The 14,918-nt window shown below is 53.5% G+C and carries 16 protein-coding genes; 10 read left to right on the plus strand and 6 right to left on the minus strand.

The annotated features are described in order from the left end of the window. Positions 1 to 62: 62 nt before the first annotated feature. Positions 63 to 500, minus strand: a complete 438-nt coding sequence (locus tag BT114_RS07815; RefSeq protein ID WP_072325828.1) for an OsmC family protein — start codon at positions 498 to 500, stop codon at positions 63 to 65. A gap of 159 nt (positions 501 to 659) precedes the next feature. Between BT114_RS07815 and BT114_RS07820 the strand changes: the two genes are divergently transcribed. Genes BT114_RS07820 through BT114_RS07845 form a run of 6 tightly spaced genes read left to right on the plus strand, consistent with a single transcriptional unit; the run spans position 660 to position 5,799 of the window. Continuing rightward, entirely contained in the window at positions 660 to 1,091 is a 432-nt protein-coding gene (locus BT114_RS07820) for a nuclear transport factor 2 family protein (protein WP_072325800.1), read from the plus strand. A 24-nt stretch (positions 1,092 to 1,115) separates the two neighbouring features. Further along, complete coding sequence (locus BT114_RS07825; protein WP_072325801.1) at positions 1,116 to 1,895, plus strand: SDR family NAD(P)-dependent oxidoreductase; 780 nt, start codon at positions 1,116 to 1,118, stop codon at positions 1,893 to 1,895. Further along, positions 1,888 to 3,192: an NAD(P)/FAD-dependent oxidoreductase gene (locus BT114_RS07830; RefSeq protein WP_072325802.1), complete on the plus strand. Its 1,305-nt coding sequence runs from the start codon at positions 1,888 to 1,890 to the stop codon at positions 3,190 to 3,192. Before BT114_RS07825 ends, BT114_RS07830 begins: the two co-directional genes overlap by 8 nt. After that, positions 3,192 to 3,968, plus strand: coding sequence for a DUF1365 domain-containing protein (locus tag BT114_RS07835; RefSeq protein ID WP_072325803.1), 777 nt, complete (start codon positions 3,192 to 3,194; stop codon positions 3,966 to 3,968). The genes BT114_RS07830 and BT114_RS07835 overlap by 1 nt, the downstream gene beginning before the upstream one ends. 15 nt (positions 3,969 to 3,983) lie before the next feature. Then, positions 3,984 to 5,249 (plus strand): SAM-dependent methyltransferase, encoded by a 1,266-nt coding sequence (locus BT114_RS07840; protein WP_072325804.1) that lies wholly within the window; start codon positions 3,984 to 3,986, stop codon positions 5,247 to 5,249. A gap of 7 nt (positions 5,250 to 5,256) precedes the next feature. Next, positions 5,257 to 5,799, plus strand: coding sequence for a DUF2878 domain-containing protein (locus BT114_RS07845; RefSeq protein WP_072325805.1), 543 nt, complete (start codon positions 5,257 to 5,259; stop codon positions 5,797 to 5,799). On the opposite strand, the gene BT114_RS07850 is transcribed toward BT114_RS07845, so the two are convergent. Next, positions 5,777 to 7,567 carry a putative bifunctional diguanylate cyclase/phosphodiesterase gene (locus BT114_RS07850; RefSeq protein WP_072325806.1) on the minus strand — a complete coding sequence of 597 codons (1,791 nt, stop codon included), beginning with the start codon at positions 7,565 to 7,567 and terminating at the stop codon, positions 5,777 to 5,779. The two genes, BT114_RS07845 and BT114_RS07850, sit on opposite strands and share 23 nt — an antisense overlap. A gap of 6 nt (positions 7,568 to 7,573) precedes the next feature. Next, entirely contained in the window at positions 7,574 to 9,139 is a 1,566-nt protein-coding gene (locus tag BT114_RS07855) for a methyl-accepting chemotaxis protein (RefSeq protein ID WP_072325807.1), read from the minus strand. A 217-nt stretch (positions 9,140 to 9,356) separates the two neighbouring features. Between BT114_RS07855 and fabA the strand changes: the two genes are divergently transcribed. Further along, on the plus strand, positions 9,357 to 9,872 hold the full coding sequence (gene fabA / locus BT114_RS07860; protein WP_072325808.1) for a 3-hydroxyacyl-[acyl-carrier-protein] dehydratase FabA: 516 nt from the start codon (positions 9,357 to 9,359) through the stop codon (positions 9,870 to 9,872). A 14-nt stretch (positions 9,873 to 9,886) separates the two neighbouring features. Further along, positions 9,887 to 11,107, plus strand: coding sequence for a beta-ketoacyl-ACP synthase I (fabB, locus tag BT114_RS07865; RefSeq protein WP_072325809.1), 1,221 nt, complete (start codon positions 9,887 to 9,889; stop codon positions 11,105 to 11,107). Positions 11,108 to 11,187: 80 nt separating this feature from the next. On the opposite strand, the gene BT114_RS07870 is transcribed toward fabB, so the two are convergent. Next, entirely contained in the window at positions 11,188 to 11,991 is an 804-nt protein-coding gene (locus BT114_RS07870; protein WP_072325829.1) for a lysophospholipid acyltransferase family protein, read from the minus strand. 16 nt (positions 11,992 to 12,007) lie between these two features. Next, on the minus strand, positions 12,008 to 12,820 hold the full coding sequence (locus BT114_RS07875; RefSeq protein ID WP_072325810.1) for a sugar nucleotide-binding protein: 813 nt from the start codon (positions 12,818 to 12,820) through the stop codon (positions 12,008 to 12,010). Positions 12,821 to 12,941: 121 nt separating this feature from the next. Here BT114_RS07875 and BT114_RS07880 point away from each other — a divergent pair, with 121 nt between their 5' ends. Then, a complete protein-coding gene (locus BT114_RS07880; protein WP_072325811.1) occupies positions 12,942 to 13,391 on the plus strand; it encodes a response regulator in 450 nt (149 codons plus the stop codon). A 490-nt stretch (positions 13,392 to 13,881) separates the two neighbouring features. Continuing rightward, complete coding sequence (locus BT114_RS07885) at positions 13,882 to 14,394, plus strand: helix-turn-helix transcriptional regulator (RefSeq protein ID WP_218163473.1); 513 nt, start codon at positions 13,882 to 13,884, stop codon at positions 14,392 to 14,394. Between the two features lie 246 nt (positions 14,395 to 14,640). On the opposite strand, the gene BT114_RS07895 is transcribed toward BT114_RS07885, so the two are convergent. After that, positions 14,641 to 14,918 (minus strand): integrase core domain-containing protein (locus tag BT114_RS07895; RefSeq protein ID WP_143142789.1); only part of this gene is annotated, 278 nt, incomplete at its 5' end.

Genomic DNA, 14,918 nt, shown 5'->3' on the forward strand with positions numbered 1-14,918 from the left:
CAAGACTTAAAAAAAAGAGTGCCTGAATGGGCACTCTTTGCATGCAGGAGGAAGGTTTTGGTTTAACTTGATTGATGGGTTACAAGTGTTTCCAGGCTGATATTGTCGTGAATCGGGCAGCGGTGGCAGACTTCATCCAGGAAGGATTTTTTCTCTTCTTCACTCCAGTCGGCATCAATGGCTGCGCTGATACGGATCTGCTGGAAGCCAATGCGATCATCGGTGGGCTTGCCCAGCAGGCCGGCTGGATTGTAATCGCCTTCCACCTGTACCTGCATGCCCCGGAGTTCCAGTTTACGCTGCATGGCGATGATGCGGCCGATGGTGCCGACACACCCGGCAATGGCAAATAAAAAAGTCTCCAGTGGGGTTGCTCCAAGGTTACTGCCTCTGGCCGCTTCGGGCTGATCAATGATCAGTGTATGACCGTTGATATTGCTGCGAATGGCAAAACCTTCCTGCATTTCAGCTTCAACTTTTACGGTTTTAATTGTGTCCATGAACAGCTCCAATGACTGACCAAAAAAACATTATAACAGCTTTGTCTAATTGATCGGGTTTGGCTTTGGTGCCGTGTTCAACTAATCTTTTTCATCTTTTCCCTTAATCCCTGGCTGTGCATTTGCCAGATTTCCGAATCTTTCCCGCGAGGTGTGTTTATGCTCTGTCCAACAAGAGTACAAGAATTCTTTGACTTTTATCAAAAGCTAGACAAGAATTGTACGAAAGACCTGCATCAGTTTTATGCCAAGCAGATCACCTTCACCGATCCTTTTCATCAGGTGCAGGGACTGGATGCACTGGTGGCTTATTTTGACAAGCTTTATGCACGAGTCACTGCAATCAGTTTTGAGTTTGATGAACCGCAACTGCTGGGTGAGCGTGTGTGGGCCAGTTGGGTGATGACTTACAGTCATCCACGGATTAATGGCGGCAAGCCGGTGCGGGTGGAGGGTGTCAGTCGGCTGGATTGGCAAGATAGCAAGGTGATGGCGCACCGGGACTTTTTTGATGCCGGACAGATGTTGTACGAGCACCTGCCCTTGTTGGGCGGCGTGATTCGGTTGCTGCAGCGGCGCATGGCGGTTTGATGAACACCAACAGGAGTGACCTCTATGAAAGGTTTGCAACCCTACAGCCGTATCTGGCTGACCGGTGCCGGCTCCGGAATCGGTGAAGCGCTGGCGTTGCAGCTGGCAAAAGCCGGTCACTCGGTGGTGATCACGGCTCGCTCCGAAGCATCCCTGCAGGCTTTGGCCAGACAATCTGAGCGTTTTATTGCTGCTGCAGCCGATGTTACTGATCCTCAGGCATTAAGTGAGGTGGCCACTTTGATTCAGGCGCGTCTGGGCGGTCTGGACTGCGTGATTCTGAATGCCGGTACCTGTGAATACCTGAATGACGGGCGTGTTGATTCAGCGCTGGTGCGGCGGGTGATGGAAACCAATTTCATGGGCCTGGTGCATTGTATCGATGTTGCACAACCCTTGCTGGCCAACAGCCATTCAGCAAGGCTGGTGGCCATTTCCAGCGCTGCTGCCTATGCACCTCTGCCCCGTGCGGAAGCCTATGGTGCATCCAAGGCAGCAGTGAGTTATTTCATGGAAACCTTGCGGCTGGATCTGGCTCAGCAGGGGGTCGCAGTCACGGTGGTTTACCCGGGTTTTGTCAAAACGCCGCTGACGGATCGTAATGATTTCCCTATGCCGATGCGGGTCACTGCAGAGGCGATGGCGGCGGCGATTCATCAGGGGTTGGTGAAGGGCAAGCCGGAAATCCGTTATCCAAAACTGTTTGTCGGGTTGGTTCGCTGTCTGGGTCGCCTGCCTTTTTTCATCAGGACCCGTCTGGGTTTAAAAATGGTTCGTCAGAAGGATGGTGCATCTCATGGATAAACAAGGTCGCATTGCTGTCATCGGTTCGGGCATTGCCGGTATGACGGCAGCCCATCTGCTCAGCCGCAAGTATCAGGTCACTCTGTTCGAGGCCGAAAGCCGACTGGGTGGACACACAGCAACCATGGATGTGCAGCTGAATGGTCGCAACTGGGCCATCGATACTGGTTTCATTGTATTTAACGACTGGACCTACCCCAATTTCATCAAGCTGCTCGATCAGTTGGGGGTGGCTTCCTTGCCAACCGAAATGAGTTTTTCGGTGAGCTGTGAAAAATCAGGACTGGAGTACAACGGCCATAACCTGAACACCTTGTTTGCCCAGCGGCGCAATCTGTTCAGTCCGCGCTTTATCGGCATGATCCGCGACATCCTGCGGTTCAACAAGGAAGCACCAGCTGAACTGGATGCGGGGCTGTTGAAGGATGGAGAAACCCTGGGGGCTTATCTGGATCGCAAGGGCTACAGCCAGGCCTTCATGATGGATTACCTGATTCCGATGGGGGCTGCCATCTGGTCATCCGGCCTGACAGCCATGCGTGACTTTCCGCTGGTGTTTTTTGTGCGCTTTTTCAAAAACCATGGGCTGGTCAGCATCAAAAATCGTCCGCAGTGGCGGGTGATTCAGGGTGGTTCACGCCGTTATATTGAGCCTTTGTCCAAACCCTTTGCTGAAGGCATTCGCCTGAGCACACCCGTGCAGGGCATTTACCGGGAAGATGACAAGGTCCGCGTGGTGTCCCATCAGGGCGAGGAAGTGTTTGATGAGGTGGTGCTGGCCTGCCACAGTGATCAGGCACTGGCGTTACTGAAAGATCCCAGTGATGAAGAAAAGAAGCTGCTGGGGCAGTTGCCCTACCAGATGAATGATGTGGTGCTGCACACCGACACCCGCCTGCTGCCGGACGAGCGTCGCGCCTGGGCCAGCTGGAACTATCGCCGTCGCGATCCGGCGCGCCTGCAGCCGGGTCAGGATGATCAGTCACTGGTGAGCCTGACCTATAACATGAATCGTCTGCAGCGCCTGGAAGATGATCCGCAGCTGCAAGCCAGCAACACCACCTTCTGTGTCACCCTGAATGACAGCCCGGCCATTGATCCGGATAAAGTCCTTGGGCGTTATCAATATGCCCACCCGGTGTTCACGCTGGAGGGTATGGCGGCTCAGGCAGGCATTCAGAAGCTCAACGGCAGTCGTCATACCTGGTTCTGTGGTGCCTGGTGTCGCAATGGTTTTCATGAAGATGGCGTGGTCAGTGCGCTGGCAGTCACAGAAAAGCTTGGAGTGACCCTCTGATGAACCGCTCCGGCTTGTCCGCCACGCAGGCATTAACCAGTCGGTTTTACACTGGCACCCTGCGGCACCGTCGTTATTACCCGGTGCCTCATGCGTTCACCTACAAGGTGTTCATGAGCTGGCTGAATCTGGACGAGCTGGAACTGCTGCCTTTTACCCGTGAAGGTTCACGCTGGCGCTGGGCGCAGTTTCGCCGCAGTGATTATCTGGCTCCTGCTTCGCTGCCATTAAAACAAGCGGTACTCAATGAGGTGGAACGTCAGACGGGGACTCGCCCACAAGGTGAAATCTTTTTGCTGACCAACCTGCGTTATGGCGGGATCTGTTTTAACCCGATCAGCCTTTATTACTGCTTTGATCCCAAGGGTCAGCTGCAGGCAGTGCTGGGTGATGTGTCCAACATGCCCTGGCTGGAACGTACCCCCTATGTGGCACTTTGTGAAACCGATCAAAGCCGGCATCAGGCCAGTTTTGACAAACGCATGCACGTTTCCCCGTTTAACCCGATGCAGCAGCAGTATCTCTGGAAGTTCACCACACCTGGTGAGCAACTGGTGATGCACATGGACAACATCGACCCGGATGGACGAGTGCCTTTTGACTCAACACTGGTGTTGCAGCGCCGTGATGATCTGGGGTTGTCGATGTTGCGCATGTTGTTGCGCCACCCCTGGATGACTTTAAAAGCAGTGGCCGGGATTCATTTTGAAGCCTTGCGCCTGTGGTTGAAGAAAAACCCTGTGTATGCCCACCCGGCCAAAATGGCCAAGCGGTGAGCAAGGAGTTGACCCATGAAAGCTGAACACCTGTCACCCATAAAAGATCAGTCCAACTGGAGTACCCGGCTGTTTCGCAAGCTGGCCATAAGCTGGTTATCACGCATTGATGATGCCTTTCTGGAGATTCAGGACCCGGATGGTAGCTGGATGATTGGAACACCTGGCGCTGAGTTGTCGGTCAAGGTGCGTTTTCTGGATCGTGGCATGTGGCAGGAACTGGCGTTGGGCGGCACTCTGGCTGGAGCAGAAGCTTACATGGCAGGGCGCTGGAACTGCAGTGACCTGACCGCTTTGACCCGCATCATGGGGCGCAACCTGGAAGTGCTGCGTCAGGGTGTGGATAATCCGCTCAAGCGCCTTGGTGCACCGGTCAATCGGCTGCTGCACTTTTTTAATCGCAATACCCGTGAAGGTTCACGGCGCAACATCAGTGCCCACTATGATCTGGGTAATGATTTCTTCCGGCTGTTTCTGGATACCGAGCACAAGATGTACTCCAGTGCGATTTATCCCTTTCCAGAAGCGAGTCTGGAAGAAGCATCCACCTACAAGTTAAAAACCATCTGTGACAAGCTGGATCTTAAACCCACCGATCATCTGCTGGAAATTGGTACCGGCTGGGGCGGCATGGCGATTTATGCCGCAAAACACTATGGCTGCCGGGTGACCACCACTACCATCTCACGTGAACAGCATGATCATGCCCGTCGCCGGATTGCTGAAGAGGGGCTTGAGGGTCGCATCACGCTGTTGTTTGAAGACTACCGGGATCTGCAGGGTGAATATGACAAGCTGGTGTCGATTGAAATGATTGAGGCGGTTGGCCACGATTTTCTGCCGACCTATCTGCAGACCTTGCAAAAGCATTTAAAGCCGGATGGATTGGCACTGATTCAGGCCATTACCGTGCGTGATCAGCGTTATCAGGAGTCGGTTAAAAAAGTGGACTTCATCAAGAAGTACATTTTTCCCGGTGGTTTTTTGCCCAGCAACACCAAGCTGCTGGAAAAGCTGACTCGTCACACGGATCTGAATCTGCTGCATCTGGATGAAATCGGCTTTCATTATGCCCGTACCCTGAATGACTGGCGGCTGCGGTTTTTAACCCGCCTGGATGAGGTGCGGCAACAGGGTTACGATGAGCGCTTCATTCGCATGTGGGAGTATTATCTGTGCTATTGCGAGGGTGGTTTTGCCGAGCGTGCCATAGGCACCAGTCAGCTGTTGCTGGCACGTCCGGCCAATCGCCGCGCCAATCTGGCTGGTCGACTGGAGTGAAACAAGCATGAATGAGGTAGCCAAAGCGTCTGCCGGATCTTTTCGCAGGCTGGTATTCAATGCAGTGGTATTTCAGGTGGGCTGGTTTGCCTGTGTACTGGGTGGTACCACGCCTTGGCTGGTATTTGTGATGGGCCTGATTGCTGTGCATCTGCTGTTTGTGGCTGAGCAGGGGGAAGCACGCTTTTTACTGGCCGTTGCTGCACTGGGTAGTTTGATGGACAGTCTGTGGATGCAAGCTGGCTGGATGACCTTTCCTGGCTGGTCGGCCCAATGGATTCCACCCTGGTTGATGTTGTTGTGGCTGTTGTTTGCCACTACCCTGCGCCATGCTTTGGGTTGGCTGTATGGTCGATGGGGCTGGGCGGTTTTGCTGGGGGGCCTGGGCGGCAGTTTCAGTTATCTGGCGGGTGCAGAGCTGGGCGCTGCTGTGTTACCCCACGGGCGCTTGCTGACTTTTGTGGTGTTTGCCCTGGCCTGGGCTGTCATCTTTCCCTTGTTGTTATGGCTGGGTCGCCATCCCCGTCTCAGGATGCCCGTGCAGCCCTGACTTTCTGCTGAATGAGTAGCTGGGTGGTGGCCTGTGCATCATTCGGACGGCCATAATAGTATCCCTGCAAAAGGTCGCAGCCCTTGCGGCGCAGGTAGTCAGCCTGCGCCTGGTTTTCCACACCTTCGGCAACCACGCTCATTTTCAAACCGCGGCAAAGTGCCAGCGTGGATTCAACAATGGCGCGATCAGCCTCATTAACCGGCAAACCTTTAACAAAGGCGCGATCCAGTTTCAGTTTATGCACCGGCAGGTGCTTCAGGTAAGCCAGTGAAGAATAACCGGTGCCAAAGTCATCTATGGCCAGTTGGATGCCTTGATGGGATAAGGCATCCAGTTTTTCCAGAGTTTCCACATCCTGCTGTACAAACACACCTTCCGTCAGTTCCAGCTCCAGGCATTGCGCGGCAACCTGATGTTTTTTCAGGGCTGAGCGTACATTGTCAACGAAGTTTTCACTCTGGAACTCCAGGGGTGAGACATTGACTGCAATGTGGTGTGGAGCAATGCCCTGCTGTTGCCAGGTTGCATAGTGTTTTAATGCCTGCTCCAGTACCCACTGACCCAGCAGCTCCATCAGGCCATGGCGTTCTGCCAGGGGAATGAACTGATCCGGTGGAATGCGCCCCATGACGGGATGATCCCAGCGCAACAAGACTTCCAGCGCGTGAATCTGCTCACTTTCGGCGGTGACCAGAGGCTGAAAGTGCAGGCTGAGTTCGTGATTGCTCAGGGCATCACGCAAACCCTGCAGGCGAGCCAGCGGATTGTTTTCGCTCCGCAGGTCCTCGGTATAAAAGCGTGTTTGTCCGGCGCTGCGGGATTTGGCTGCATGCAAGGCCAGTTCTGCCTGTTGCAGCACATCGGCAACCGGAACCGAGGCATTGTCCCAGACCGTGGCGCCAATCGAGAAGCTGAACTCCATCAGCCGACCCATCACAGAAAAGGGTTTGCTTAAGCACTCGCGCGCCCGGTTGATGTGTGCCAGACGCTCACCATCATCATTGCCACCAGTGAGCGGGAAAGCAACGATAAAAACATCCGCAGCATGGCGGGCGACCAGGCTTTGTCCACATTCCCTGAGTCGTCGTGCCAGGCTGGTTAACAGTTGATCACCCACCGCAAAGCCGTAACTGGCATTCACCAGTCGGAAATTATCAAAATCAATCAGTGCCAGACACCAGCGTTGTTGCAGATTGGGAATCTGGCGGGAAAGCTCGCGTAGTGTGGTGGCGGTGTTGGGCAGGCCGGTGAGGCGGTCATGTTCAGTGGCATGCTCGAGGCGGGCTTCCTGTCGACGGTGTTCAGTGATGTCCGTGAATACAGCAACATAATGACTGACCTCACCGCGTGCATCCTTGACCACTTTGCAGGTCAGCCACTCAAGGAAAACCTCACCATCTTTACGGCGGTTCCAGATTTCACCCTGCCAGATGCCATCGCGCATCAGGGTTTGCCAGTAGTTTTCGTAAAACGCGGCGTCATGATAGCCGGAGCTGAGAATGCGAGGATTTTTTCCGATCACTTCATCTTCCCGGTAACCGGTGACCTGGGTAAAGGTTCGGTTAACTGCAATGATGTTGCCCTTGGGATCAGTGATGGTGACGCCGTCATGGGTGTGGTCAAATACCTGTTTCATCAGCCGGAAAGCAGTGCGCTGCTCCCGGTTGCGGTAGCGCAAGTACCACTGGCCCAGCATAAACCCCACGGCCAGGACAACAGGGAGAAGTGACAGTAGTGGAAAAAGTTGAGCTAAGTTTTCCGGCATGAAGGATTACCTGATGGAAAAGGCTTTGGCGAGCGAATGCATCTGCCGTACCTGATCCGTCAGGTGATCTGCACTGCGGGAGGTTTCTTCCGCTTGTCCACGTGTACCTTGTGCCAGCTCGCGCAGTTGCTGCAGGCTGGCCACAACACTATCACTTGCACTGCCCTGTTGCTCAACGGCTGAGGCTGCCCGATGGCTGGCAGTCAGCACACTGGCTGCCGCATCGGTGAGTTCCTGAAGCACCCTGCCTGCAGTTTCGATCTGCTCCACCGTTTGCTGGCTGTCTTCTCGGCTGGCCATCATCTGCTCAACCGCTGTACCGATATTCTGGCGAATGGCCTGAATGCGCTGGGTGATGGTTTCGGTGACTTCCTGGGTGCTACCAGCAAGCTGTCTGACCGCATCGGCCACCACAGCAAAACCACGGCCCGACTCACCGGCGCGGGCTGCTTCAATGGCGGCGTTGAGGGCCAGCAGATTGGTTTGATCAGCAATGTCAGTGATGGCGCGGATGCTGTCGCTGATGGCTTCGGCATCTTCGCGCAGGTTGTCGATGCGTTCAGCAGCAACTTCAAAGCGCTGAGCCATACGCTTCACGCTGGAGACGCTCAACGCTACGCTATCCTGGCCGCGACGGGTTTCTTCGTCCATCTGTTCGCTGGCATGGTTGATACCCTGCATGCTGTGCTGAATTTCGTGAATGCTACTGGCCAGTTGTTCTGCCATGCTGGCCAGTGAATCCAGATGAGATTCCTGCTCGCGGACACCAGACTCGGCTTGATGCATGGCCTGATCGGTGGTTTCAGCCACTTCACCCAGGGTGCGGGTGGCATCTTCCACCCGACCGATCACGGTGCGCAATTGTGCCTGCTGCATGCGCAAGGCCAGGTCGATGGCACCAAATTCACTCATGTTACCGCTGTAAACCTGTTGTGCAACCGGGTTTTCAACAATACTGAGTGCCCGACGATAAACGTATTTCAGTGGACTTAAAAAGAAAGACGCGGCCCCCAGGATCAGTAAACCGAGGCTGCCGACCCATACCCCGGCCCAGCTGCGATCATCCACCAGATACAGCACAGTCAGGGTGGAAAGCACCTGCAGCAACACCAGGCCAACCAGCAGGCCATAGACGGACCAGCGGCGCAAGGGGGCTTTTTGTTTGCCGGTATTAATGGCTTGATAGGTGGCCGCAGCACGCTCCACCAGACTTTTTTCCGGTTTGACACGAACGGACTGGTAGCCAATACGCTCGTTGCCTTCAAAAATGGGAGTGACGTAGGCATCCACCCAGTAGGCATCACCGTTTTTACAGCGATTCTTGACCACCCCCATCCAGGACTCACCACGTTGGATGCGTTGCCAGAGATCAGCAAACGCCAGTGGCGGCATATCCGGGTGACGCACCACATTATGATTTCTGCCAACCAGCTCTTCAGCTGCAAAACCGCTGATACGCTGGAAGTCGTCATTGGCGTAGAGAGTAATGCCTTTCAGGTCCGTCGTGGATACCAGGCGATCTCCGGCTGAAAGCACAACTTCTTGATCCGTTACAGGCAGATTGGTTTTCATGAGTATCGTTGATGGTCGGCAGGGTCTGCAGTTTTTGTCAATGGCATATTGTAGCAGCTTGGTGACAGCTTTGTCGGTTAAGTCTTGCAACTGAAATGGTTACTGACGGATGATTTGGGCCACAGATGCAAACTTGGCCCTTTGGCAGTAAACTAGGCAGCAGCAAACCAACAATAACTGCTCTTGATCCAAAGACTCACAACAACGGAAAGACCCAGTGACCCAACAAAACTCCTATACCCGTGAAGAACTGCTGGCCTGTGGCCGCGGTGAACTTTTTGGCCCGGGCAATGCCCAGTTGCCAGTTCCCAACATGCTGATGATGGATCGCATCATCGAAATCAATGCCGACGGTGGTGCTTATGGCAAGGGCCAGATCATTGCCGAACTGGATATCAATCCTGATCTGTGGTTTTTTGCCTGTCATTTTCCCGGTGACCCGGTGATGCCTGGCTGTCTGGGTCTGGATGCCATGTGGCAGATGGTCGGCTTTTATCTGGGCTGGCAAGGTAACCCTGGGCGTGGTCGTGCGCTGGGTAGTGGCGAAGTGAAGTTCACCGGTCAGGTGTTGCCGGAAGCGAAACTGGTCACCTACCGTATTGATATCAAGCGAACCATGAACCGCAAACTGGTTCTTGGTATTGCCGACGGCATCATGGAAGTGGATGGCCGCAAAATCTATGAAGCGAAGGATCTGCGTGTGGGGCTGTTCACCAGCACCAGTGGCTTCTGAGAGAGGACAAGCTGATGAGACGAGTCGTTGTTACCGGTATGGGCATTGTATCCTGTCTGGGCACTGACAAGGCCAGTGTGCTGGATGCCCTGCGCCAGGGGCGCTCCGGCATCAAGTTCAAGCAGGAATATGCAGACCTGGGCTTCCGCAGCCATGTTGCCGGCAGTGTTGACCTGGATCTTGATGAACTGGTTGACCGTAAGCTCAAGCGTTTTATGGGTGATGCGGCAGCCTATGCCTACCTGTCCATGCAGCAGGCCATCGAAGATTCAGGCCTGACTGAAGATCAGGTCTCCAATGTGCGTACTGGCCTGATTGCAGGTTCTGGTGGTGCCTCCTCTGCCAATCAGGTGGAAGCAGCCGACATCATGCGTGACAAGGGGCTGCGCCGTGTAGGTCCTTATCGCGTCACCCGCACCATGGGTAGTACCGTTTCTGCCTGCCTGGCCACACCCTTCAAGATCAAGGGTGTTAACTACTCGATCTCCTCAGCCTGTGCCACTTCAGCCCATTGTATTGGTAATGCGATGGAGATGATCCAATTGGGCAAGCAGGATGTGGTATTTGCCGGTGGCGGTGAAGAAGAACACTGGACGCTGTCCTGCCTGTTTGATGCCATGGGTGCACTGTCTACCAGCTACAACGAAACGCCAGATAAAGCTTCCCGTGCTTATGATGCCAAGCGTGATGGTTTTGTTATCGCTGGTGGCGGCGGCATGCTGGTGCTGGAAGAGTTGGAGCACGCCAAGGCGCGTGGTGCCAGGATTTATGGTGAGCTGGTGGGTTACGGTGCCACGTCTGATGGTTATGACATGGTTGCCCCTTCCGGTGAAGGCGCTATCCGCTGCATGCAGCAAGCGATGGCTGGCCTGGATGGCAAAATTGACTACATCAACACCCACGGTACTTCCACCCCGGTCGGTGATGTGGCTGAACTGAAAGCCATTCGTGCGGTGTTTGGTGATGATTGCCCGGCGCTGAGCTCCACCAAGTCGCTGACGGGTCACTCCCTGGGTGCTACCGGTGTACAAGAAGCCATTTACTCGCTGCTGATGATGGAAAACAACTTCATTTCTGCGTCTGCCAACGTGGAGGAGCTGGATGAAGCTGCAGCAGGTCTGGATATTGTCACCGGCAAGGCGCGCGAAGGTGTAACGCTGAATCGTGTGCTGTCCAATAGCTTCGGTTTTGGTGGCACCAACGCCTGCCTGGTGTTCCAGCGTTATCAAGGCTAATCAGAGCCAGTGATGCAAAAGCCCGGCACTGTCCAGTGACCGGGCTTTTTTGTTGCCATCAACTTTATTGGAAGCCTTGATTAATCTTGAGTCATTTTTTCCACTTCAGCTGATTCAGACTCATCCTTGCCTGGAGCTGGCAGCGGACGTGGTACAGCCGAGATGTCGGTCAGTTGACGCTCTACCCAGGCTTCAGCTTCTGCCATTACTTCGTCCGGCTTGCGACCGGCGGTTGGAATTGGCTCGCCAATGCGCAGGCTCAAAGTGCCGGATTGTTTGATCCAGTTTTTCGGGTCCCAGTGTTCACCGGCGTTATGGGCAACCGGAATAAGCGGCACACCTGCCTTGCAGGCAATCATTGCGGCACTCTTACTGAAAGGCTTGCGCCGTCCCGGAGGAACACGAGTGCCTTCCGGGAAAATTAATACCGAAAGCCCTTCTTGCAGCCGTTCGCCACCAACTTTCAACACCTTGCGTAACATTTTTGCAGGCTGGCTACGATCCAGAGGAATGGGTTTGATCAGACGTAATCCCCAGCCAAAAATCGGGATCTGCAGCAGTTCCTGTTTTAACACAGTGCAAAGTGGTGGCCGTAAGGTTTGCAGCACAATGGTTTCCCATTCGCTCTGGTGGTTGGCAACCATCACATAAGCCCCATCGGGCAGCTTCTCAACACCTTCAAACTGGTAACGAATACCACAGGTGATGCCTAGCCAGAAAATGATGAAGCGGTTGTAGAGATTCAGAATGGCAAAACGCTGGCGCAGTGGAAAGGGGATGGACAGCAATGCCAGAGGGGCGCCCAGCAGCAGCAAGGCTGAAAAATAACCCAGGTAGAACATCAGGCTGCCCAGTGGGCGTGGAGTGCGTGACGCTTTGTTCATTGGTGGTTGATCGCTTTCAGGTCTGAACTGTTTCATGGGTTTGTAGCTGTTCCAGTAATTCGGGCAGACGCGCGCGCCAGGCTCTGGGGTGGACGCCAAAGGTTTCCAGTAGGTGCGAGGTGTTCATCCCCTGTCGAGTAGTACCCGAAGGATCTGCTGGATAGGGCGTTACTTTAAGATAGCGCGCCAGGGTGTGCATCAATTCCATCTGGCTGACGGGCTCACTGCCAGCATAATGATACAGTCCCCACGCCTGAGCGCCTGCGTCAATTTGCAGCAGGATACCCAGCATGACTCTGGCGATATCATCCAGTGGCTGCAAGCCACGATAATCGACGTTTTCAGGTGTTTTATGCTTGTGGCAGCGCTCCACCATACAGCTCAGTCCGCCGCTTTGACTGTTACTCAGGCTGGGAGGTGTGCGCAGGATAATGGCGTTGTTAAGGCTTGCAGCCTGGCTTTCAATACTCAGCAGTTTTTTTGCTGCATCACTGGTGCCGTTGGCAGGGTCCAACTCACTGACGGCCTGTTGATCAGGAGTAAATACCAGATCAGACGACAAGAGCAACAGGTGTGCCTGACGTAGCTCACAAAGCTCGGTCAGTGCAGCCAGCCGCTGGTCCCAGAATGCCAGTCGTTGAAGGTCTGGTTGCAAACCAACCTCTCCGCTTTCACCCAGAGGAGCCAATAGCAGAAACTGAAAGTCAGGCAGGGTCAGCAACTCTGTGTCTGGACTGACCTGCAGGATTTCCAGCCCGGAATAACGCAGGGCCTCCTGTTGCAGAGCCTCATAGAGTGCCTTGTAGTCTGAAAGCAGCAAGATGCGCATGACTAAACCCGTAAAAAATAATATTCTGTTAATGCAGCGAGTGGACTGTTTTTGTATTAAGCTGGCAAGTATAACAGAGCCTGTAATGGCAACGGCATTCTGAACGGAGCAGGAATGAATCATGGTCACTGGCAAGGAAAACAGGGAGCCCTTCAACCTGCTGCTGGTTGAAGATGAGCCGGCGGATGCGTATCTGGTGCGTGTGGCACTGGAAGAAAGCGGCCTGAACGCAGCTTTACATCATGTTGAAAATGCCAACCAGGCACTTTCTTATCTGCGACATGAACCCCCCTGGCAGCAGAGCATTAAACCCAGCCTGATCCTGTTGGATCTGAATATGCCCGGCATGCATGGGCGTGATCTTCTGGTGCGGCTGAAGTCTGATGTGCTGTTGAAAAGCATACCGGTGGTAGTGCTCACAACATCCGATGCTGAAACAGATATCAAAAGCTGTTATGAAGCTGGTGCTGCAGGTTTCATTACCAAACCCATGGACATCGACCAGTTCATTCGTGTCATTCGCGGACTGGGGGATTACTGGGTGAATCTGTTGAGAACTCCTTCGGATTAGTGAGGCTGTCCTGTATCAGCTGGGCGGATCATAGGCTCCTTGGAATTGGTTGGTTTTCCGCACTCTAAAGCGCCCGCACTGCCAAGGTATTGCAGCCGTTTCCTTCGTTCCGATAAAAGCTGCCGCTTCAGTCTATGGCTCGGAGCAAGATGCTGCTGTAAGGTGGGCACCCATTATCGACGTTGTGTGCCGACCGGAGCTTGCGCGGTCTCACACTGGGACAATTGGTAATCAGCCTGAGGTGCATAATCTATCGTTTGACCTTGAGGTCACTACTTCAGCGAACCACTGAGAATGCCTTGGTAGTTGCCATCACAGCTGAATGGAATAGCCTTGGGTTTGTATAGCCTCAATCAGGCGACATGGCATGGAGTATCCTTCCCTATATACAGAATAGGTGAGGAAACTTTGACAACTCCTCATTTTGACAATTTGTCGCAGACAACAGCAAATCAATGACTTAGGAGCGTACCACGGCTAAGCATCACAGGTGCAATTGCGGACTGACAAAGAGAGCCAAACAACAAAAAGCAACACTTGTGTTGCTTTTTCTGTTTTTGCTGTAGTAAGCCACGCAAATGCAACGAATAAGTTGCTTTTTGGGTTTTGGGCAACTAATATGTTGCTATCGACTATAAAAGCAACATATGTATTTACAGTGATGAATTCGATACTCCACCAAATAAAGCAGCGGCGTCTGACACTTGGCCTCAAACAGAACGACATGATGTTGCGTGTAGGCGTATCTCGTCAGCAATATCAGCGCCTGGAGTCCAAAGGAAACCCTAGGCTCGACACCTTGGAGTTGATCGCGAAGGGCCTGAATAGTGAACTAATGCTCATACCAAAGGAAAAGCTTGGCGCTGTTATGGCGCTGCTTGAGCAGGAGAGTTCCGAGCCAGATAAAGCGTATGTGTCCCAGGCGAAAAAAACCGCAAAAGAAGATGCAAAGATAAGTCTTTCAGATGATCCATGGCAGGATTTACTGGGGGATGAATCATGAGCGAAGCCCAAGTCGACGAGATAAATGTACTCAAGTTGAGATTGCACGAAAGGCTGGTTGGCTATTTGGCTGGCTTTCAAGGCGGTAGAAATGTGCTGAGCTTTGCCGAGGAATTCAAGAGTGATGCAGGTCGTCCTACATTTAGTTTGATTACCCACCCAGCGTTTCCTCGTTCTGAAAAAATAATGTCAGAGCCGTGGACAAGAAGGGTAATCCCCCCATTTTTAACGGGGTTCAAAAGTAGAGTCAGGCCACCATGGCCAGTTTTTGTTGAGGGGTGATCCCTCCAAGCCCCATATTGGGCCGTTCATTATTGTAATGCCAGAGCCAGCCTGTGGCGTAGTTCTGAACTTCTTCAATGCTATCGAACAGGTGTTGTGCCAACCAGTCATAACGTACGGTTCGGTTATAGCGCTCAATGTAGGCATTCTGTTGTGGTTTGCCAGGCTGGATAAAGGTTAAAGCAATACCCTGCTCTCCTGCCCAGGCTGCTAGCTTGCCACTGACGTATTCCGGGCCGTTAT

It is taken from the genome of Marinospirillum alkaliphilum DSM 21637, assembly GCF_900119735.1.
Lineage (GTDB): Bacteria > Pseudomonadota > Gammaproteobacteria > Pseudomonadales > Halomonadaceae > Marinospirillum > Marinospirillum alkaliphilum.